At 69.9% G+C, this 20330-nt stretch carries 18 protein-coding genes; 13 read left to right on the top strand and 5 right to left on the bottom strand.

Features of this window, described 5'->3' with window-relative positions; translation table 11 throughout:
• The first annotated feature begins 12 nt into the window (after window positions 1–12).
• From rsmD to mutM, 7 genes are all read left to right on the top strand, one after another.
• Window positions 13–609, top strand: coding sequence for a 16S rRNA (guanine(966)-N(2))-methyltransferase RsmD (rsmD, locus tag ACZ45E_RS15805; RefSeq protein ID WP_468221104.1), 597 nt, complete (start codon window positions 13–15; stop codon window positions 607–609).
• Between the two features lie 26 nt (window positions 610–635).
• Window positions 636–1115 (top strand): pantetheine-phosphate adenylyltransferase, encoded by a 480-nt coding sequence (coaD, locus tag ACZ45E_RS15800; protein ID WP_468221103.1) that lies wholly within the window; start codon window positions 636–638, stop codon window positions 1113–1115.
• A gap of 91 nt (window positions 1116–1206) precedes the next feature.
• Complete coding sequence (locus ACZ45E_RS15795) at window positions 1207–2322, top strand: ATP synthase F0 subunit B (RefSeq protein ID WP_468221423.1); 1116 nt, start codon at window positions 1207–1209, stop codon at window positions 2320–2322.
• A gap of 180 nt (window positions 2323–2502) precedes the next feature.
• On the top strand, window positions 2503–3150 hold the full coding sequence (locus ACZ45E_RS15790) for a YceD family protein (RefSeq protein ID WP_468221422.1): 648 nt from the start codon (window positions 2503–2505) through the stop codon (window positions 3148–3150).
• A 2-nt stretch (window positions 3151–3152) separates the two neighbouring features.
• Window positions 3153–3326: a 50S ribosomal protein L32 gene (rpmF, locus tag ACZ45E_RS15785; protein WP_030361955.1), complete on the top strand. Its 174-nt coding sequence runs from the start codon at window positions 3153–3155 to the stop codon at window positions 3324–3326.
• A 7-nt stretch (window positions 3327–3333) separates the two neighbouring features.
• Entirely contained in the window at window positions 3334–4152 is an 819-nt protein-coding gene (rnc, locus tag ACZ45E_RS15780; RefSeq protein ID WP_468221100.1) for a ribonuclease III, read from the top strand.
• Window positions 4153–4332: 180 nt separating this feature from the next.
• On the top strand, window positions 4333–5202 hold the full coding sequence (mutM, locus tag ACZ45E_RS15775) for a bifunctional DNA-formamidopyrimidine glycosylase/DNA-(apurinic or apyrimidinic site) lyase (protein ID WP_468221098.1): 870 nt from the start codon (window positions 4333–4335) through the stop codon (window positions 5200–5202).
• Here the strand turns inward: mutM and ACZ45E_RS15770 are convergent.
• Window positions 5175–5555, bottom strand: a complete 381-nt coding sequence (locus ACZ45E_RS15770) for a winged helix-turn-helix transcriptional regulator (protein WP_468221095.1) — start codon at window positions 5553–5555, stop codon at window positions 5175–5177. The genes mutM and ACZ45E_RS15770 overlap by 28 nt on opposite strands.
• A gap of 86 nt (window positions 5556–5641) precedes the next feature.
• The gene (locus ACZ45E_RS15765; RefSeq protein WP_468221093.1) at window positions 5642–6886 is read right to left on the bottom strand and encodes a CAP domain-containing protein; all 1245 of its coding nucleotides are present in this window, start codon (window positions 6884–6886) and stop codon (window positions 5642–5644) included.
• A gap of 134 nt (window positions 6887–7020) precedes the next feature.
• On the opposite strand from ACZ45E_RS15765, the gene ACZ45E_RS15760 reads away from it, so the two are divergent.
• The 4 genes from ACZ45E_RS15760 (at window position 7021) to ACZ45E_RS15745 (ending at window position 13596) form a co-directional block, all read left to right on the top strand.
• The gene (locus ACZ45E_RS15760) at window positions 7021–7302 is read left to right on the top strand and encodes an acylphosphatase (RefSeq protein WP_468221090.1); all 282 of its coding nucleotides are present in this window, start codon (window positions 7021–7023) and stop codon (window positions 7300–7302) included.
• 381 nt (window positions 7303–7683) lie between these two features.
• The gene (locus ACZ45E_RS15755; protein ID WP_324767428.1) at window positions 7684–7887 is read left to right on the top strand and encodes a hypothetical protein; all 204 of its coding nucleotides are present in this window, start codon (window positions 7684–7686) and stop codon (window positions 7885–7887) included.
• A gap of 251 nt (window positions 7888–8138) precedes the next feature.
• Complete coding sequence (locus ACZ45E_RS15750) at window positions 8139–11906, top strand: AAA family ATPase (RefSeq protein ID WP_468221087.1); 3768 nt, start codon at window positions 8139–8141, stop codon at window positions 11904–11906.
• A 268-nt stretch (window positions 11907–12174) separates the two neighbouring features.
• Entirely contained in the window at window positions 12175–13596 is a 1422-nt protein-coding gene (locus ACZ45E_RS15745) for a sugar porter family MFS transporter (RefSeq protein ID WP_468221085.1), read from the top strand.
• Between the two features lie 60 nt (window positions 13597–13656).
• Here the strand turns inward: ACZ45E_RS15745 and ACZ45E_RS15740 are convergent, their stop codons facing one another.
• Entirely contained in the window at window positions 13657–14646 is a 990-nt protein-coding gene (locus ACZ45E_RS15740) for an LLM class flavin-dependent oxidoreductase (RefSeq protein ID WP_468221082.1), read from the bottom strand.
• A 57-nt stretch (window positions 14647–14703) separates the two neighbouring features.
• The gene (locus ACZ45E_RS15735) at window positions 14704–16149 is read right to left on the bottom strand and encodes a cytosine permease (RefSeq protein WP_468221081.1); all 1446 of its coding nucleotides are present in this window, start codon (window positions 16147–16149) and stop codon (window positions 14704–14706) included.
• Between the two features lie 185 nt (window positions 16150–16334).
• Between ACZ45E_RS15735 and ftsY the strand changes: the two genes are divergently transcribed.
• Window positions 16335–17543 (top strand): signal recognition particle-docking protein FtsY, encoded by a 1209-nt coding sequence (gene ftsY, locus ACZ45E_RS15730; RefSeq protein WP_468221078.1) that lies wholly within the window; start codon window positions 16335–16337, stop codon window positions 17541–17543.
• 104 nt (window positions 17544–17647) lie between these two features.
• Here the strand turns inward: ftsY and ACZ45E_RS15725 are convergent, their stop codons facing one another.
• Entirely contained in the window at window positions 17648–18364 is a 717-nt protein-coding gene (locus tag ACZ45E_RS15725) for a bifunctional DNA primase/polymerase (protein ID WP_468221076.1), read from the bottom strand.
• Window positions 18365–18829: 465 nt separating this feature from the next.
• Here ACZ45E_RS15725 and nsdA point away from each other — a divergent pair, with 465 nt between their 5' ends.
• Window positions 18830–20311 (top strand): transcriptional repressor NsdA, encoded by a 1482-nt coding sequence (gene nsdA / locus ACZ45E_RS15720; RefSeq protein ID WP_468221073.1) that lies wholly within the window; start codon window positions 18830–18832, stop codon window positions 20309–20311.
• The last annotated feature ends 19 nt before the right edge of the window (window positions 20312–20330 follow it).

Raw genomic sequence — 20330 nt, 5'->3', positions numbered from 1 at the left:
ACAAGGACTGAGATGACCCGCGTGATCGCCGGGCGCGCCGGCGGACGCCGCCTGGCCGTGCCGCCGGGCAACGGCACCCGCCCCACCTCCGACCGGGCGCGCGAGGGGCTCTTCTCCACCTGGCAGGCGTTGCTCGGCACGCTCGACGGCACCCGCGTCGCCGACCTGTACGCGGGCTCGGGCGCCGTCGGCCTGGAGGCGCTCTCCCGGGGCGCGGCGCACGCGCTGCTCGTCGAGGCCGACGCCCGCGCCGCCCGTACCGTCCGCGAGAACATCCGCGCACTCGGCCTGCCCGGAGCGGAGGCGCGGACCGGGAAAGCGGAGCAGGTCGTCGCGGGGCCGCCCCCGGCCTCCCCCTATGACCTGGTCTTTCTCGACCCCCCGTACGCCGTCTCCGACGACGATCTTCGGGAGATCCTGCTCACACTCCGCACTCAGGGCTGGCTCACGGACGACGCGCTCGTCACCGTTGAACGCAGCACCAGAGGCGGCGATTTCCGGTGGCCGGACGGTTTCGAGGGACTGAGGTCCCGTCGCTACGGCGAGGGCACGTTTTGGTACGGTCGCGCCGCCTTGAACACCACCCTCACGTGCGACGACGCACGATGACCGGACCGGAGAGCGAGGGACTTCCCGTGCGCCGCGCAGTCTGTCCCGGGTCATTCGACCCCATCACCAACGGCCACCTCGACATCATCGCCCGAGCCTCCAAGCTGTACGACGTCGTGCACGTCGCGGTGATGATCAACCAGTCCAAGCAGGGACTCTTCACGGTCGACGAGCGGATCGAGCTGATCCGTGAGGTCACCGCCGAATTCGGCAACGTAGAAGTGGAGTCCTTCCACGGCCTCCTCGTCGACTTCTGCAAGGAGCGCGACATCCCGGCCATCGTGAAGGGCCTGCGCGCGGTCAGCGACTTCGACTACGAGCTGCAGATGGCCCAGATGAACAATGGCCTCTCGGGCGTCGAGACCCTCTTCGTCCCCACCAACCCCACCTACAGCTTCCTCTCCTCCTCGCTCGTCAAGGAGGTCGCGGCCTGGGGCGGTGACGTATCGCACCTGGTCCCGCCACTGGTGCACGAGGCACTCACCGAGCGCCTCCCCAAGAAGTGACACCCACCCGCCAGTTGGGCTTACAGTCGTCCCGTCCGTCTCCAAACCCCCTGTCACCCCGGTGACAAGACGAGAGAGTGGCGAGCACACGGTGGACGTGCAGAAGAAGCTCGACGAGATCGTCGCCGCGGTCGGCAGCGCCCGGTCCATGCCCATGTCGGCCTCGTGCGTGGTCAACCGCGCCGACCTGCTCGCGATGCTCGAAGAGGTGCGCCAGGCGCTGCCCGGCTCCCTCGCCCAGGCCCAGGAGCTCATCGGCGGCCGTGAGCAGCTGGTCGAGCAGGCCCGGGCGGAGGCCGACCGGATCATCGAGACCGCGCACGCCGAGCGCGGCTCCCTGATCTCCGACACCGAGATCGCCCGCCGCTCGCAGAACGAGGCCGACCGGATCCTCGCCGAAGCCCGTCAGGAGGCCGAGGAGGTCCGCGCCGAGGCCGACGACTACGTCGACTCCAAGCTGGCCAACTTCGAGGTCGTGCTCACCAAGACCCTCGGCTCGGTCGGCCGCGGCCGCGAGAAGCTCCTCGGCACGGGCCCCGGCACGGACGCCCAGGGCTACGAGGACGAGGACGCTCCCGAGCGCAGCCACGACCCGGAGACGCTGCGCCGCGACGCCGACACCTACGTCGACACCAAGCTGGGCGCCTTCGAGGCGGTGCTCGCCAAGACCCTGGACGCCGTCGGCAAGGGCCGCCAGAAGCTGCACGGCCGCATCGCCAGCGACGACCTGGGCGCGCTGTCCATGGACGGCCAGGGCGGCGCCCAGGCGCACACCAGCGACGCCGACTACCTGGCGGGCCTGGCCGACCTCAGCGGTCAGGGCCAGGACCAGTCCCGGAGCGAGGGCCAGAGCCAGGAACGGCAGCAGCCCGAGCCCGTGGCAGCGCCGCAGATCCCGGCCCAGCAGCTGGCCGCGGCATACGCGCAGCAGGACGCCTACGCGTACCAGCAGCAGACATACGGACAGCAGGACCCGTACGCCGCGTACCAGCAGCAGGATCAGTACGGTTACCAGCAGCCCCAGCAGGACCCGTACGCGGCCTATCAGCAGCAGGATCAGCAGGATCAGTACGGGTACCAGCAGCCGCAGCAGCACGAACCGCACGATCCGCAGCAGGACCAGGCGGGTGCGCTCGACGAGACCAGTCTCTTCGACACGAGCATGATCAGCCTGGAGCAGATGCAGCAGTACGAGCAGGGCCGCTGACGCCGCTTCCCAGGGGCCGCCACGGGGTCGCTTCCGGGGAGGTCAGGACCGGATTGGGCCGAGAGCGAAAGGTCCAGTACCCTGGTTCTTCGGTCGCGCGTACACGTGTGATCTCAAGCTGCCCGGAAATCTCGGGGTGGCGATCCCCATGAGTTTCGAAGATCGAAAGCAGGACCAGCTCTGAATACGCATCTCGACCACCGCAACCCACTCGTGTTCGATACGCACGAGCTGGGCCGGCGTCCTGGTGCCATGCAGCGGCTGTCCCGCACGGTCGACGCTCCCAAGGACTTCGGTATCCAGGGAGTCATCGGGGTGCCGGAAGGCGACCCGGTGGAGCTCGAGCTCCGTCTGGAGTCGGTCATGGAAGGGGTGCTTGTCACAGGCACCGCCCGTGCACTGGCGAAGGGGGAGTGCGTAAGGTGTCTGGAGCCGATCGGCCTCGACGCCGAAGCGGACTTCCAGGAGATGTTCTCGTACCCTGACGCCGATGACCGGGGCCGCGTAAAAGCGGAACCGGCCGACGACGCCGAGGACGACGAGGACAGGCTCTTCCTCGAGGACGGTTTGTTCGACCTCGAGACCGTGCTGCGTGATGCGGTGGTGCTCGCACTGCCGATGCAGCCGGTGTGCCAGGACGACTGCGAGGGACTGTGCTCCGAGTGTGGAGTGCGGCTCGCGGACGAACCGGGACATCATCATGACGCCGTCGATATCCGTTGGGCGGCTTTGCAGGGACTCGCTGGATCCATCCAGGACGGCGAGAAGGACGAGATGAGCGGCGACGCGCCCCGATCGGCGCACGTCGACGAGAAGCAGGAGAAGTAGCCGTGGCTGTTCCGAAGCGGAAGATGTCGCGCAGCAACACGCGCCACCGCCGGTCGCAGTGGAAGGCTGCGGTCCCCACCTTGGTTTCGTGTGAGCGTTGCCAGGAGCCCAAGCTGCAGCACATCGCGTGCCCCGCTTGTGGCACCTACAACAAGCGCCAGGTCCTCGAGGTCTGAGCGGCTGGTGAGAGGCACAGTGGCTAGCCATAAACCGGCGGATGACGCCAAGAAAAAGGCCGACACCACAGCCTCGTCCCACACGCTTCTGGAAGGGCGGCTCGGGTACAAGCTCGAGTCCGCCCTTCTGGTGCGTGCGCTGACGCATCGCTCGTACGCGTACGAGAACGGCGGACTGCCCACGAACGAGCGCCTGGAGTTCCTCGGTGACTCCGTGCTCGGCCTCGTGGTCACCGACACGCTCTACCGCACCCACCCCGACCTGCCCGAAGGCCAATTGGCCAAGTTGCGGGCCGCGGTGGTCAATTCGCGTGCACTGGCGGAGGTCAGTCGCGGACTCGACCTGGGCTCCTTCATCCGGCTCGGCCGGGGCGAGGAAGGCACGGGCGGCCGGGACAAGGCGTCCATTCTGGCCGACACCCTTGAAGCGGTGATCGGCGCGGTCTATCTGGATCAGGGGCTGGACGCGGCCGGTGAATTGGTGCACCGGTTGTTCGACCCGTTGATCGAGAAGTCCTCGAATCTGGGAGCCGGCCTGGACTGGAAGACCAGTCTCCAGGAGCTCACGGCGACCGAGGGGCTCGGTGTTCCCGAGTACCTGGTCTCCGAGACCGGACCCGATCACGAGAAGACCTTCACTGCTGCCGCCCGCGTCGGAGGCGTCTCGTACGGCACCGGCACCGGCCGCAGCAAGAAGGAAGCGGAGCAGCAGGCCGCTGAGTCCGCGTGGCGTGCGATTCGCGCCGCCGCGGACGAGCGGGCAGAGGCCGCGGCTTCGGCCGCTGTCCCGGAGGGGGCGGCCGCCGAGACCGCCCCCGGCGCGTGACCGCTGCGCTTCCTTGACCCGTCCTCACCGGTTTCGACCGGTGGGGACGGGTGTTTTTCCGGGGTACGTGCGGTGTGTGTGCGGCTCGGCGGGGGTCGCGCGCGCGACTGCCCGCGCCCCTGACGGGCGCGATACGCTCCCCGGGCCCCTCGCCCCCGCCCCTTTCCCCGGAGGACCGTCGTGCCAGAGCTGCCCGAAGTCGAGGTCGTCCGGCGCGGTCTCGCCCGATGGGCGGCGCACCGGACCGTCGCCGACGCGGAGGTCCTGCATCCCCGGGCCGTACGACGCCACATCGCGGGCGGTGACGACTTCGCGCACCGCCTCAAGGGGCAGCGGATCGGCGAGCCCAGCCGACGCGGCAAGTACCTCTGGCTGCCGCTGGAGACGACACATCTGTCCGTGCTCGCGCACCTCGGCATGAGCGGCCAGCTCCTGGTCCAGCCGCACGACGCCCCGGACGAGAAGCACCTGCGCATCCGCGTCCGGTTCGCCGACGACCTCGGCACCGAACTCCGCTTCGTCGACCAGCGCACCTTCGGCGGACTGTCGCTGCACGAGACCGCGCCCGACAGCGCGGACGGGCTGCCGGACGTCATCGCCCACATCGCCCGCGACCCGCTGGACCCGCTCTTCGACGACGCGGCCTTCCATGTGGCGCTGCGCCGCAAGCGCACCACCATCAAGCGCGCGCTGCTCGACCAGTCGCTCATCAGCGGGGTCGGCAACATCTACGCGGACGAGGCGCTCTGGCGCGCGAAACTGCACTACGAGCGCCCCACCGCCGGGCTCACGCGCCCGCGCACGGCCGAACTCCTGGGCCACGTGCGGGATGTGATGAACGCGGCGCTCGCGGTGGGCGGGACGAGCTTCGACTCGCTCTACGTCAACGTGAACGGGGAGTCGGGCTACTTCGACCGGTCCCTCGACGCGTACGGGCGCGAGGGCGAGCCGTGCCGGCGCTGTGCCACGCCCATGCGCCGCAGGCCCTGGATGAACCGGTCGAGCTACTACTGCCCGCGTTGTCAGCGCGCCCCGCGCGTGCTGTCGTAACGCTCGCGCGCCACCAGTACGTCGTCCATCCGCCCCTCCACGAAGTGGATGAGGCCCAGCAGGCGCTCGGCCACACCATGGCCCAGGGGCGTCAGTTCGTAGTCCACGCGCGGCGGGTTCGTCGGCTGGGCCTCGCGGTGCACCAGGCCGTCGCGCTCCAGCGCGTGCAGCGTCTGCGACAGCATCTTCTCGCTCACCCCGTCGACGCGACGGCGCAGCTCGTTGAAGCGGAGCGAGCCCTCGTGCAGCGCCCCGAGCGTGAGCGCGCCCCAGCGGCCGGTGACGTGCTCCAGGGTGCCGCGGGAGGGGCACGCCCTGGAGAAGACGTCGTAGGCGAGGTCGATGGAGTCCATGCGCCGAGAATACTCCGCGCGGCGCGTTCCGACGGGTGGCGCCCACTAAAAGTAAGCGCCATTCGAAGCGGCTCGTCCTCGGCGGATCAGAAGCCGAAGTCCTGCGTCCACCAAGGACCGCCGGAGCCGAAGTGCACGCCCACGCCGAGGGTCTTGTAGTCGCAGTTGAGGATGTTCGCCTTGTGGCCGGGGCTGTTCATCCAGGCGTCCATCACGGACTGGGCGTTGGCCTGGCCGCGAGCTATGTTCTCGCCGCCGAGGTCCGTGATGCCCACCTTCTTGGCGCGGTCCCACGGCGTGGCGCCGTCCGGGTCCGTGTGGTCGAAGAAGTCCCGCGCGGCCATGTCCTCGCTGAACGAGGTCGCCAGCGCGGCGAGGCCGCTGTCGGCGGTCACCGGGGAGCAGCCGGCCTTGGCCCGCTCCTGATTGACGAGGCTCAGTACCTGGACCGCGGCCGTGCTCCGCGCCGACGTGGCGGGCGCGTCGGCGGTGGGCGCCGATGATTTCTCGGGGGCCTTGGCCGACGGGCTCGCGCTCTTCGTCGTACCGCTGCCACCACCGTTGCCGCCGCCGGAGGAGGTCCGGGACGGCGCCGGCTTCTTCGAGGGTTCCGCGGACGGCTTGGCCGGCGCGGCCTTGGAGGGGGAGACCGACGGGGTGGCGCGCGCGTTGTCACGGCTCGCGGCCGACGGGGCGCGGTCCTCGACCGTGCCGTCCGTGCCGCCCTGGGCCTCGACGGACGGGGAGTCGGCGGCCTGCACCCGGTTTCCGTCGTGGTCGCCGCCGAACTTGTAGGTGTCGACGCCCGGGATCAGTCCGGAGGCCACCGCGACCGCGCCCATGGCGACGGCGGCGGAGACACCGAGCAGCCCGGTACGGACGGGAACGGCGCCACGCTTCTTGCGCCGGTGCGACCGGCCGCCCGCCTCCTGGACCGAGCCGCCGGCCGAGGATATGGAGCCGTAGACGCCGGTCACGGTCGCGTCGTCGTCCGGGAAGCCGGAGTAGCCGGAGTGGGCGGCGGGACCGGTGGGGCCGGAGTAGTCGGCGGGACCGGTGGGGCCGGAGTAGCCGGCGGGGTCGGGGACGCTCCAGTGCGGTGACTGGCCGGAGTGGGCGCGTGCCTGTTCGACAGCGGGCTCGGCGGCGTGGTCGTACCCGTATTCATGCGCGTACCTGTGCGACTGCTGATACGGATACGCGGTCGAGTGCGGCCCTGTCTGACCTGCGCCATACGTCTCGCCGAATTCTCCGGCGTACGTTCCCTCGGGACAGATCTCCGGGGTGCCCGTGGCGGCGCGGCCGGCGGCGGAGCGTCGGTGGCGTCCCATGTGTTGGCCTTCCTCGTCCTCGCGGTCGACAATGTGACTCACCCATACGGGTGAGGCTCATCGGTCCGCGACGGTACCGCAAGACGCAAGGGGGCGAAGTGCCCCCAGTGCAATTGGCCGGTTAGCGTGCACCCATGAACGAAGACGTACGACTCACGGCCTGGGTGCGAGGACGCGTCCAACGTGTGGGTTTCCGTTGGTTCACCCGGGCGAGGGCCCTGGAGATCGGCGGCCTGAGTGGTTTTGCTCTCAATCTGGAGGACGGCCGCGTCCAGGTGGTCGCCGAGGGGCAGCGCCAGGCGTGCCGGCAACTGCTCGACTGGCTCCACGACGGCGACACACCCGGCCGAGTCGACGGTGTCACTGAGATCTGGGACACGCCCCGCGGTGGTTACGACGGGTTCGCCATCCGCTGAGTCATCGGTCCGGGCGGGGCCTCGGACCCCGGGGTGAAGGCACCGCCAGGAGGGGTGCGAGGGAGAAACGCCCTGGTGGTTGCCAAGGCGAGGCGCTCATGGCAGGCTCCGGAGAGACGGAAGATCACTACGCCCCTGGGCCCCGAAGGTCAGGCCGCGCCGGATGACGTACGGCGTGAAGCACCGGGTTGCCCACCAATACGGGGCGTGATCGTGTTGACCGTCAAACTTTTTGGTGAGACTCTGAAATCCCCGCGCACCTTAGCTGTTTGGCATGTAAGAACGGCAGCAAGACACAACAAGTGCCAAGCACCGCGGGTGCGATTCCCTCACGACCCACACCGCTTTCGGTCGGTCACTCAGTGTGGAGGACCATTCATCATGGCAAAGGCGCTTCTCGGTTACGTCGGCGGCAGCGACCCGCGACTCCTCTCCGAGATGCGACGGCTCCAGCAGCGCGTTCAGGACCTCGAATCCGAGCTCGGCAGGATTCAGGCCGAGAACGACGCGCTCGCGGCTGCCGCTTCTCACGACTCTCTCATGGAGAGCATCGACGTACCCCAGGCGGAGCCGGCGCTCACCTGATCACGCCCAGCGACGCGCGTGAGCAGGTTGTTCGTAACCAGCCGCTCTACAGAAATACGCGAGGGACGCTTCGGCGTCCCTTCTTTCTTTCCCCCTGGTCCCGGTGGCCCCTGACGGACCTGGTCGCTACGCCCCCACGCACCTCAGCGCTTGCCTGCGTTCTGATCTAAGTTCTGATGTGCCCTGCACCTTCATCGGTGAAACCGTGGGTTCACGCAGTGAGACAGAGGCGCCGGGTAGAGTCCGACGGCGTGCATCTCAAGGCTCTGACCCTGCGCGGGTTCAAATCATTCGCCTCGGCCACCACGCTGCGGTTCGAGCCGGGCATCACCTGTGTCGTGGGCCCCAACGGGTCGGGCAAGTCCAATGTCGTGGACGCCCTCAGCTGGGTCATGGGGGAGCAGGGAGCCAAGTCGCTGCGCGGCGGCAAGATGGAGGACGTCATCTTCGCCGGTACCACGGGGCGCCCCCCGCTGGGCCGCGCCGAGGTGTCGCTCACCATCGACAACTCCGACGGCGCGCTGCCCATCGAGTACGCCGAGGTCACCATCACGCGGATCATGTTCCGCAACGGCGGCAGCGAGTACCAGATCAACGGGGACACCTGCCGGCTGCTCGACATCCAGGACCTCCTGTCCGACTCCGGCATCGGGCGCGAGATGCACGTCATCGTCGGGCAGGGACAGCTCGACGGCGTACTGCACGCCGACCCCATGGGGCGGCGCGCCTTCATCGAGGAGGCCGCGGGCGTCCTGAAGCACCGCAAGCGCAAGGAGAAGGCGCTGCGGAAGCTGGACGCGATGCAGGCCAACCTCGCCCGCGTCCAGGACCTCACCGACGAACTGCGGCGGCAGCTGAAGCCGCTGGGCAGACAGGCCGCCGTCGCGCGCCGGGCCGCCGTCATCCAGGCCGACCTGCGCGACGCGCGGCTGCGCCTGCTCGCCGACGATCTCGGGCGCCTCCAGGAGGCCCTGAGCACCGAAGTCGCGGACGAGGCCGAGCTGAAGCAGCGCAAGGAAGCCGCCGAGGAGGAGCTGAAGAAGGCGCTGCAGCGCGAAGGTCACCTGGAGGACCAGGTGCGCCGGCTGACGCCCCGGCTGCACCGGGCGCAACAGAGCTGGTACGAACTGTCGCAGCTCGCCGAGCGGGTCCGCGGCACGATCTCGCTGGCCGACGCGCGCGTCAAGAGCGCCACGTCGGCCCCGGTCGAGGAGCGGCGCGGGCGTGAGCCGGAGGACCTGGAGCGGGAGGCCGCCCGGGTACGGGAACAGGAGGCCGAGCTGGCGGCGGCGCTCGAAGCGGCCCAGGTGGCGCTCGACGAGACCGTCGCCCACCGGGCGGACCTGGAGCGGGGGCTGGCGGCCGAGGAGCGGCGCCTCAAGGACGTCGCCCGCGCCATCGCCGACCGCAGGGAAGGGCTGGCCCGGTTGCAGGGCCAGGTCAACGCCGCCCGGTCGCGCGCCACGTCCGCGCAGGCCGAGATCGACCGGCTCGCCGCCGCCCGGGACGAGGCACAGCAGCGGGCCGACGCGGCGCAGGAGGAGTACGAGCAGCTCAGGGCCGAGGTCGACGGGCTCGACGCCGGGGACGAGGAACTCGTGGCCCAGCTGGACGACGCCAAGGGCGCGCTCGCCGGTGCCGAGTCCGCACTCGCCGCGGCACGTGAGGCGGCCACGTCCGCAGAGCGCAGGCGGGCCGCTGTCGCCGCGCGGCACGAGGCGCTCGCGCTGGGGCTGCGCAGGAAGGACGGCACCGGTGCGCTGCTCGGTGCGCGGGAGCGGCTGACGGGGGTACTCGGGCCCGCCGCCGAGCTGCTGTCGGTGGCGCCCGGCTTCGAGGTGCCGGTGGCGGCGGCGTTCGGCGCGGCCGCCGACGCGATCGCCGTGACCACGCCCGCCTCCGCCGCGGAAGCGATTCGCCTCCTGCGTAAACAGGACGCGGGCCGGGCCGCGCTGCTCCTGGCGGGGGACCCGGCCGGGGGCGCCTATGGATCGGGTCGGGGAGCAGGGATGCCGGGCGGGGGTCCTGCCGGTTCGGAGCCGGGTGGCGGGCCCGCCGGGATGCCCGCCGGCTCGCCGCCGGGCGGTCCGTCGAGCCCGCTCCCCAGCGACCTGAAGAGCCCGCTCCCGGGCTCGTCTCCGGGCGACCCGTCGAGCCCGCCCCCGAGCGACCCCAAGGGCTTCCCACCGAGCCCCCCTCCGCCCACCCCGCCCCCCGCCGCCGACCTGGTCCGCGGACCCGCCGAGCTGATGCCCGCCGTGCGGCGACTGCTGCGCGGCATCGTGGTCGTAGGGACGCTGGAGGACGCCGAGGACCTGGTCTACGCGCGGCCCGAGCTGACCGCGGTCACCGCCGAAGGGGATCTGCTCGGCGCGCACTTCGCGCAGGGCGGGTCCGCCGGGGCGCCCAGCCTTCTCGAGGTGCAGGCGTCCGTCGACGAGGCCGCCGCCGAGCTGGAACAGCTGGCCGCGCAGTGCGAGGAGCTGGCCGAGGCGCAGCACCTGGCGGTCGAGCGGCGCAAGGAGTTCGCCGTGCTCGTCGAGGAACTGGGGCAGCGGCAGCGCGCCATAGAGCGGGAGCGTTCGGGCCGCGCCCAGCAGCTCGGCCGGCTCGCCGGGCAGGCGCGGGGCGCCGCGGGCGAGGCCGAGCGGAGCGTCACCGCGGCGGCCAAGGCGCAGGACGCGTTGGAACAGGCGGCCATGGACGCGGAGGAGCTGGCCGAGCGGCTCGTGGTGGCCGAGGAGCAGACCCCCGACGGGGTTGGTGACGAGGAACCGGACACCTCGGTGCGCGACCGGCTCTCCGCCGACGGGGCCAACGCGCGGCAGACCGAGATGGAGGCCCGCCTCCAGGTACGTACGCACGAGGAGCGGGTGCGGGGGCTGGCGGGGCGGGCCGACTCGCTCGACCGGGCGGCCCGCGCCGAACGCGAGGCACGCGCGCGTGCGGAGCGACAGCGGGCCCGCCTGAAGTACGAGGCCACCGTCGCCGGGGCGGTCGCGGCCGGCGCCCGGCAGCTCCTCGCGCACGTCGAGGTGTCCGTCACCCGGGCCGACGAGGAGCGGACGCTGGCGGAGCGGGCCAAGGGCGAGCGGGAGCGGGAGCTCGTCGCCGAGCGGGGCCGCGGCCGCGATCTCAAGGCAGAGCTCGACAAGCTGACTGATTCAGTTCACCGAGGCGAGGTACTAGGAGCCGAGAAGCGGCTGCGGATCGAGCAGCTGGAGACCAAGGCCCTGGAGGAACTGGGTGTCGAACCGGCCGGGCTCGTCGCGGAGTACGGTCCCGGCCAGTTGGTGCCGCCCTCGCTCCCCGCCGAGGGCGAGGAAGTGCCGGAGGACCCGGAGCATCCGCGCAACAGGCCGCGGCCCTTCGTCCGTTCGGAGCAGGAGAAGCGGCTCAAGTCCGCCGAGCGCGCGTACCAGCAGCTCGGGAAGGTCAATCCGCTGGCCCTGGAGGAGTTCGCGGCGTTGGAAGAGCGCCACAAATTCCTCAGTGAGCAGCTGGAGGATCTGAAGAAGACCCGCATCGACCTCCTTCAGGTGGTGAAGGAGGTGGACGAGCGCGTCGAGCAGGTCTTCACCGAGGCCTACCGTGACACGGCGCGTGAGTTCGAGGGTGTCTTCAGTCGCTTGTTCCCGGGCGGAGAGGGACGGCTGATCTTGACCGATCCCGACAACATGCTCACCACGGGCGTGGATGTCGAGGCCCGCCCGCCGGGCAAGAAGGTCAAGCGCCTGAGCCTGCTCTCGGGTGGCGAGCGGTCGCTGACCGCGGTGGCCCTGCTGGTCTCCATCTTCAAGGCGCGGCCCAGCCCGTTCTACGTGATGGACGAGGTGGAGGCCGCCCTCGACGACACCAATCTGCAGCGCCTCATCCGCATCATGCAGGAGCTGCAGGAGGCCTCGCAGCTCATCGTGATCACGCACCAGAAGCGCACGATGGAGGTCGCGGACGCCCTGTACGGAGTCTCCATGCAGGGTGACGGCGTGTCGAAGGTGATCAGCCAGCGGCTCCGTTAGTCCAGGACCGCCGGGGCATGGCCGCGGAGAGTCGTGGGCGCTCCTGCGCAACGGTTCGGCAACGCATAACAGTCTTCAAGTCTTGAACTCAAGGCGCCACGCCTATGCCAATAAATTCACAGTATCTGGAGTCTTGACTTCGAAACTTGAAGGCATAGTCTCTGCAACGTTGCTTTTACCTTCAGGTGGTGGGCGGCGTGCAGTTGTGCGCCACTGGAAGGGCTCGCCCCCACCCCCGGCAGCGAAGCCGGTGGCCCGAGGAGTACACGTGACCAGCACTGAGGCACCTTCAGGCGCCAGGAACGCCCAGCCCGATCATCTCGGGCACGTCATCTTCATCACGGCGGCAGCCGCGATGGGTGGCTTCCTGTTCGGCTACGACAGCTCCGTGATCAACGGCGCGACCGTCGCCATCCAGCACAGGTTCGACGTCAGCGCCGACACCCTGGGCTGGATCATCGCGTCCGCGCTGCTCGGCTGCGCCGTCGGTGCCGCCATCGCCGGACGCATCGCCGACCGCATCGGCCGTATCCGCTGTATGCAGATCGCCGCCCTCCTCTTCGCGATCAGCGCCATCGGCTCCTCCCTGCCGTTCGCGGCCTGGGACCTGACGATGTGGCGTGTCATCGGCGGCCTCGGCATCGGCATGGCGTCGGTGATCGGCCCGGCCTACATCGCCGAGGTGGCTCCGCCCGCGTACCGCGGCCGGCTCGCCTCGTTCCAGCAGGCCGCCATCGTCATCGGCATCGCGATCTCCCAGCTCGTCAACTGGGGCATCCTGAACATGGCCGACGGTGACCAGCGCGGCAAGCTCGGCGGCCTGGAAGCCTGGCAGTGGATGCTCGGCGTCATGGTCATCCCGGCCCTGCTCTACGGCCTGCTCTCGTTCGCGATCCCCGAGTCCCCCCGCTTCCTGATCTCCGTCGGCCGCAAGGAGCAGGCCAAGAAGGTGCTCAGCGAGGTCGAGGGCACCGGTATCGACACCGACGCCCGTGTGGCGGAGATCGAGCACGGCATCCACCGTGAGCACAAGTCGTCCTTCAAGGACCTGCTCGGCGGCAAGTTCGGCTTCCTGCCGATCATCTGGATCGGCATCTTCCTGTCGGTCTTCCAGCAGCTCGTCGGCATCAACGTGATCTTCTACTACTCGAACCAGCTGTGGCAGTCCATCGGCAAGGACCCCTCCAGCTCGTTCCTGTACTCGTTCGAGACGTCGATCGTGAACATCATCGGTACGGTCATCGCGATGGTCTTCGTCGACCGCATCGGCCGCAAGCCGCTCGCGATCATCGGCTCCACCGGTATGGCGCTCGCCCTGTTCACCTGCGCCTGGGCCTTCTCGTACCGGACCGGCACCGGCGACAACGTCTCCCTGCCGAACGCGCAGGGTCTGACCGCCATCATCGCGGCCAACGCCTTCGTCCTCTTCTTCGCCCTCTCCTGGGGCGTGGTGGTCTGGGTGCTGCTCGGCGAGATCTTCCCGAACCGGCTGCGCGCCGCGGCGCTCGGTGTGGCGGCGTCGGCCCAGTGGCTGGCCAACTTCGCCATCACCAAGACCTTCCCGAGCATGTCCGAGTGGAGCCTGACCGGCTCGTACATCATCTACGGTGCCTTCGCCGCGATCTCCATCCCGTTCGTGATGAAGTTCGTGAAGGAGACCAAGGGCAAGTCCCTGGAGGAGATGGGCTGACCTGCCCGCTCCCCGCGAGACCCGGGGAGATGGATCAAGTCCCCGCTGCCATCTCCCCGTTCACGTCGCTGCCCCGGCTCGTTCCCCGAGCCGGGGCAGTACGTTTTCGCAGAACAGGTGCAGACTGCGCCACCCCTCGTCGACCGGCATTCCGCCCGACAGCGGATGCAGTACGTAGTTTTCGAGGCCCAGCGCCAGGCACTCCTGCGGTGTCAGGATGCGGTAGACGCCCTCGGCGCGCAGTTCGTCGACCGTCGTCGCCGCCGACTTCACGGCGGAGCGGATGTCCGGCGACTGCCAGGACGCGTAGGTCCGCGCCTCGTGCAGGAAGTGCTTGCCATGCTCGGCCCAGGTGCGGTCCGGGTCCTCGGACAGGTGCAACAGTGGCGTGATCTTCGCGGGCATCATGGTCCACCCCTCGGTGCCGTACTCGGCGAGCCGCTCCCTGTAGTACGCGTCGAGCTCCGGCAGATGAGCGCTGGGGAAGAAGGGCAGGCCGAGTCGGGCCGCCCGGCGCGCGGCCGCCCGCGAGGAGCCGCCGACCAGGAGGAGCGGGTGCGGCTGGGTCAGCGGGCGCGGGGTGACGCGCACCTGACGCCCGCGGAAGGTGAACTCCTCGCCGGACCAGGCCGCCAGCAACGTTTCGAGCAGCTCGTCCTGGAGCTTGCCGCGCCGCTTCCACTCCACGTCGAACTGCGCGTACTCCTGTGGCCGGTAGCCGATCCCCGCGACCGTCACCAGGCGGCCGCCGCTCAGCAGATCCAGTACGGCGATGTCCTCGGCGAGGCGCAGTGGATCGTGCAGCGGACCGATGATCGCGGAGACGGTGACCGCGATGCGGCGCGTGGCGCCAAGGACCGCGCCCGCGAAGGTGAACGGGGAGGGCAGCCAGTTGTTGGCGACCCCGTGGTGCTCCTCGGTCTGCACCGTGTCGACGCCCCGGTCGTCGGCGTACGCCGCCATCTCCACCGCCGCCCGGTAGCGGGCGCTCAGCGACTCGGGGGTGCCGGCCGGGTCGACCAGATTGAACCTTACGACGGACACGGGCATGACAGCGTCCCCCTTCACGCGGGCTGTGGGTGAAGGGGGACGGTAGCTGACGAGGCGTCAGACGGCCAGGGGTGCGGGCTTCCCGCTCTCGTCCGGGGCCGTCGTGGTGTCCGCGGGCCTGGGCAGCGCCAGGTACAGCAGGCCCGAGACGACGATCGTGACGACCCAGCCGAGACCGTACTGGCCGAGGAAGTTGTGCGTGGCGAGCGGCCCGGTGAACCAGTCCGACGACGTGAACAGCAGCCCCGCCACGAGGCCGACGGCCCAGGCGATGACGGCCGCGGGGGAGAAGCCGCCCTTGTACCAGTACGCGCTGGTGCGGCCCGTGTCGATCAGGGCCGCGCCGTCATAGTGCTTGCGCGTGAACATGTCCGCGCCGAAGACGCCGACCCAGGCCGAGAACGCGACGGCGAGGAGCGAGAGGAAGGCGATGAACGAGCCCATGAAGCTCGTCGCCACCAGCATCAGGACACCGCCGAAGACCAGAGAGATCAACGCGTTGACCGAGACGGCCCAGTGGCGCGGGACCTTGAAGCCGAGCGTCTGGGCGGTGAACCCGGCCGAATACATCGACATTGCGTTGATCAGCAACATGCCGACCAGGGCGATCAGCAGGTACGGCACCGCGATCCACATCGGCAGGATCTCGCCGAGGAAGGAGACCGGGTCGGCGGCCGAGGCCAGGTCGGGCGTGGAGACCGCCATGACGGCGCCCATCAGGACCATGGGGAGGACGACGATGCCGGCGCCGCCGATGGAATTGCGGACGATCGCCTTCGAGGAGGCGGTACGCGGCAGATAGCGGGTGAAGTCCGGGGAGGCGGGGATCCAGCTGACGCCACCGGCGGCGATCAGGCCGATGCCCGCCACCATCAGGGACGTCTGTCCCGCGGGCCGGTCGAAGACCTCCGACCAGTCGGTGTCGACGATCAGGAAGACCAGGACCAGGGCCGTGAAGAGGCCGAAGAGGTACGTCGCGTACTTGTTGCACTTCTGCACGGCGTTGATGCCGAGACCCGAGATCACGAACGTGGCGACCACGAAGAGCAGCAGCGTGACGATCACCAGGGCGTTGTTCTGCTTGATCCCGAACAGGATGTCCAGGACGGTGAGCACGGCGTACGCGCCCGTCACCGCGTTGATCGTCTCCCAGCCCCAGCGCGCCACCCAGATCAGCGAACCGGGCAGCAGATTTCCGCGCTGGCCGAAGACCGCACGGGACAGCGCCATGCCGGGCGCGCCGCCCCGCTTGCCCGCGATGCCGATGAGGCCGACGAGCCCGTACGACACGATGGGCGCCGCGATCGCGACGACGACGGCCTGCCAGAAGTTGAGCTTGTACGCCACGACGAGGCTCGCGCCCATCGTGAGCAGCAGCACGCTGATGTTGGCCGCGACCCACGTCGGGAACAGCTCGCGGGTCTTGGCGGTGCGCTCTGCATCGGGGACGGGCTCGATGCCGCGCGTCTCCAGGGCACCTTCGGATTCGGCGGTCTTGCTCATGCGGTGGGGTTCCGTGCCTCTGTGGGGTGGGGCGGGGGAGGGAGATCGCGATGGACTCTACGCGCGTTGATGCGAGCTCTACCATCGTAGTTTAGTCCGAGTAATACCTTCCAGAGACGTTTGTCCTTTGGAGGAAGTGCCAGGAACGGCCCCGCCGGAGCCTCATGGCTGATACTGGACGAGTTATGGACATCGTCATCCTTGCTGTAGTCATCGCCGTGGTCGTGATCGGCGCGCTCGGCGGGCTCGTGGTCGGTAGCCGCAAGAAGAAGCAGCTGCCGCCCCCGCCGCCCTCGGCGCCCGACATCACCACCGCCCCGCCCACTGAGCCGCACGTCGGCGACGAGGCCGAGACGCCGCGCGACGAAGCGCGGCGCACGATCGAGGAGGTCGACCTCCCGGTCACCGAGCCGGTCACCGAAACGGAGCCGTCGGCACCGGCGGCCCCCGAGGTCGAGGTGCCGGAGCCGGCCGCCGGCCGCCTGGTGCGGCTGCGCACCCGGCTCTCCCGGTCGCAGAACGCGCTCGGCAAGGGACTGCTCACGCTCCTGTCCCGCGAGCACCTCGACGAGGACACCTGGGAGGAGATCGAGGACACGCTGCTCACCGCCGACGTCGGCGTGCAGCCCACACAGGAATTGGTCGAACGGCTGCGCGAGCGCGTGAAGGTGCTCGGCACCCGCACCCCGGACGAACTGCGCGGTCTGCTGCGCGAGGAGCTGCTGACGCTGCTCGTCCCCGAGTTCGACCGCACGGTGAAGACCGAGGGGAACGCCGACGGAGCCACCCCGGGCATCGTCATGGTCGTCGGGGTCAACGGCACCGGCAAGACCACCACGACCGGCAAGCTCGCGCGCGTGCTCGTCGCCGACGGCAAGAACGTCGTGCTGGGCGCGGCGGACACCTTCCGCGCGGCCGCCGCGGAGCAGTTGCAGACATGGGGCGAGCGGGTCGGCGCGCGGACGGTGCGCGGGCCCGAGGGCGGCGACCCGGCGTCCATCGCCTTCGATGCCGTGAAGGAAGGCATCGCGGCAGGCGCGGACGTCGTGCTCATCGACACCGCGGGCCGGCTGCACACCAAGACCGGCCTGATGGACGAGCTCGGCAAGGTCAAGCGCGTCGTGGAGAAGCACGCGCCGCTGGACGAGGTGCTGCTGGTGCTCGACGCGACGACGGGGCAGAACGGTCTGGTCCAGGCCCGGGTGTTCGCCGAGGTCGTCGACATCACCGGCATCGTGCTGACCAAGCTGGACGGCACGGCCAAGGGCGGCATCGTCGTGGCCGTCCAGCGCGAGCTGGGTGTGCCGGTGAAGCTGATCGGTCTCGGCGAGGGGCCGGACGATCTGGCGCCGTTCGAGCCCGAGGCGTTCGTGGACGCGCTGATCGGGGAGTAGGCGCTCCGCGCGGTGCGGGTCATGCACCGCGGAGTGTGCTGTGTGCGGGGAACCGTGGGCCGGTGGAACCGGTCACGCGGTTCCCCGCACCGCTTGCCGGGGCCTTATGTCCGGGGTGACCCGTGCGCGACGTAGCGCCGCTTGCGGGGTCCTTCCGCGCAGGACGACCTGTGCGCGACATACGCCAAGGTCCCCAGCAGCAGCCGCGCCTGAGGTGGCTGTGTCGCCGTGTCCAGGGACGGCGCGCGCAGCCAGGTGGCCGGTCCGAGGCCCGCGCGGTCGGAGGGCGGGGCCGTGATGTACGAGCCCGGGCCGAGTGCGTGCAGGTCGAGGGTCGCGTCGTCCCAGCCCGTGCGGTAGAGCAGCGTCGGCAGCTGCGCCGCGGCACCGGGAGCCACGAAGAAGTGGGCGCGGCCCTCGGGGGTGGCGATCACCGGGCCGAGGGGGAGGCCCATCCGCTCCAGGCGGACGAGGGCGCGACGGCCCGCCGGTTCCGGGACGGAGATGATGTCGAAGGCGCGGCCGACCGGAAGCAGTACGGAGGCGCCGGGGAACCGGCCCCAGGAGTCGGTCACTTCGTCGAGGGTGGCGCCGGCCGGGACCACGGCGGCCGGGTCGAGGGGGTGGGCGCCGGGCGCCGGGCACTCCGCCTTGCCGCAGGAGCACTCGGGCCCCGCGGCGCGCGCGCCGGGCACCACGTCCCAGCCCCACAGTCCGGTGAACTCCGCCACGGCGGTGCACTCCGAGGCCCGCCCTGTCGTACGGCCCCGGCGACGTGAGCCGGAGCGCATTTCGCGAATGCCGCCGATCGTGAAGCCCATGCCCCCTCCAACGGGTCCTGCGCGCCGGTGGTTACGCGACGGAATCGGATCGTGACCCAGTGTGCACGAACCGCTCGATGGCGGTGGCGCTGAATGGCAACTGGGGTGGTGCGCTCGGCATTGCACGCCCCGGCGCACACCGTTTCGCGTACTTCCGGATGTCCTATGTCAAGTGAATCGCGTGTGGGAGCCCCTGAGTTCATTCGAAGGGGTGGCGAATGGTGGCGTTTCCAGGTTCACCCTCGCCGGAGGCGTGATCGTAGGATTACTTTCAGTACACGGCCCCCCCGGAGTAAGTGCACCCGTGGGTATGCCGCAGGCAAGTCGGTTTCCTGTTCGAGGAGTGACAACTGCCGGACGGGGGCCCGTAGTTGACGGCATTCTGATAGGGCTAGCGGACGAGAGTGGCCGACAACACGTGGCGTTGAGTGTCTTTGAGATGGCTTGAGGGATGGGGGCGTTCCAGTGGGCGGCAGCGACGGAAGCGTGACGAACGCTGAGAAGCGCCCGAACGAACTGCTCGGCTCGTGGTTCGTGCGCAGCGGCTGGTCGAAGGGCGAGCTGGCGCGCCAAGTGAACCGCCGGGCCCGGCAGTTGGGCGCCAACCACATCTCCACCGACACCTCGCGGGTGCGGCGCTGGCTCGACGGGGAGAACCCGCGCGAGCCGATCCCGCGCATCCTCAGCGAGCTGTTCTCCGAGCGGTTCGGCTGTGTGGTCGCCGTCGAGGACCTCGGACTGCGCGCCGCGCACCAGGCACCCTCGGTATCCGGCGTCGACCTGCCCTGGACAGGGCCGCAGACCGTCGCGCTGATCGGCGAGTTCTCGCGCAGCGACCTGATGCTGGCCCGCCGCGGCTTCCTCGGCAGCTCGCTGGCGCTCGCCGCGGGCCCCTCCCTCATCGAGCCCATGCAGCGCTGGCTGGTACCGGGGCCCGGCGGCGCGGCGGCCAGGGCCGAGCCCGAGTCCGCCGCGCAGCGCCGTGGGAGCCGGCTGTCCAGGCCGGAGTTGGACCTGCTCGAATCCACCACCGTCATGTTCCGCCAGTGGGACGCCCAGTGCGGTGGCGGCCTGCGCCGCAAGGCGGTCGTAGGACAACTGCACGAGGTCACCGACCTCCTCCAGGAGCCGCAGCCGGAGTCCACGACGAAGCGCCTGTTCAAGGTGGCTGCCGAGCTGGCCGAGCTGGCCGGATGGATGAGTTACGACGTGGGCCTGCAGCCCACCGCGCAGAAGTACTTCGTGCTCGCCCTGCACGCCGCCAAGGAAGCGGGCGACAAGCCGCTGGGCTCCTATGTCCTGAGCAGCATGAGCCGGCAGATGATCCATCTCGGCCGCCCCGAGGACGCCCTGGAGCTCATCCACCTCGCCCAGTACGGCAGCCGCGACTGCGCCGGCCCGCGCACCCAGTCCATGCTGTATGCGATGGAGGCCCGCGCCTACGCGAACATGGGGCAGCCCGGCAAGTGCAAGCGGGCCGTGCGCATGGCCGAGGACACCTTCTCCGACGCCGCCGACTGGGACGACCCGGACCCCGACTGGATCCGCTTCTTCTCCGAGGCCGAGCTGCACGGGGAGAACAGCCACTCGTTCCGCGACCTCGCCTACGTGGCAGGGCGCAGCCCCACCTACGCGTCGATGGCCGAGCCGGTGATGCGGAAGGCCGTCGAGCTGTTCGGCAAGGACGTCGAGCACCAGCGTTCGTACGCACTGAACCTGATCGGCATGGCCACGGTGCACCTGATCCAGAAGGAGCCCGAGCAGGCCACCGTCATGGCGGAACAGGCGCTGGGGATCGCCAGGAAGGTCCGCTCCGAGCGGGTCAACACCCGGATCCGCAAGACCGTGGACACCGCGGTGCGCGACTTCGGGGACGTCGCCGAAGTCATCCAGCTGACCGACCAGCTGGCCCTCCAGCTGCCCGAGACCGCCGAAGCGGCGGTCTGACACCCCACGAACGCCGGCC

The sequence above is a fragment of the Streptomyces sp. NPDC030991 genome (assembly GCF_055571235.1).
The sequence above is the reverse complement of the archived record's forward strand: the minus strand, read 5'-3'. Positions and strand labels throughout refer to the sequence as shown.